Genomic DNA, 656 nt, shown 5'->3' on the forward strand with positions numbered 1-656 from the left:
ACCCAGCTGCCCAGGTCGTCGACACGGGTGTCGATGGCGCCGGTGCGGGTTTCGGCGGGATCGTTGCCGAGGCATCCCCCCTGCCAGGAGCGGGAGTTGATGGCGACGAGTTCGGTGGTGCCGTTGACGGTGCGCAGGGCGGGGCCGCCGGCGTCTCCCTTGCAGACGGTCGCGCCGTCGGAGCCGTCGAGGTCCACTGTCGTGCTCGTGGTGGAGGCGACGGTGAACGTGCCGGTGTGCAGCTTGTCGGGCACCCATTCGGTCTGGGTGCGTCCGAATCCGGCCTTCGTCAGTTTCTCGCCCGCGGCGGCGGGCGTGGTCGCCAGCCGCACGGGTTTGACGGTGGGATCGGTGATCCGGGTGGCGAGCCTGACCAGGACCAGGTCGCGGTCGGCGTGCGGGACGAGCCAGACGGCCTGCTGGACGCTCCCGTTGGTCTGTGTCAGGTCGGTGCGGCCGACGGTGACGGTGGTGGTGACGGCGGGTTTGCCTGCGGGGAGCTTGCCGTCCGCGGCGAAGCAGGTGGCCGCGGTCAGCACCCACTGCGGGTCGACGAGGGTGCCGGTGCAGGCGGTCTGTTCACCGACGTTGACCTTCGCAACGTAGTTCAGCTGTGCCGGGGCGTCGACTCCGCCCAGCGCCGCGGCCGTGGTGGT

1 protein-coding gene is annotated in these 656 nt (G+C 71.0%); it reads right to left on the minus strand.

From position 1 onward, the window contains the following. Positions 1-656 (minus strand): S1 family peptidase (locus tag EF387_RS46510; protein ID WP_155589861.1); only part of this gene is annotated, 656 nt, incomplete at both ends.

This window comes from Streptomyces cavernae, from assembly GCF_004023625.1.
GTDB lineage: Bacteria > Actinomycetota > Actinomycetes > Streptomycetales > Streptomycetaceae > Streptomyces > Streptomyces cavernae.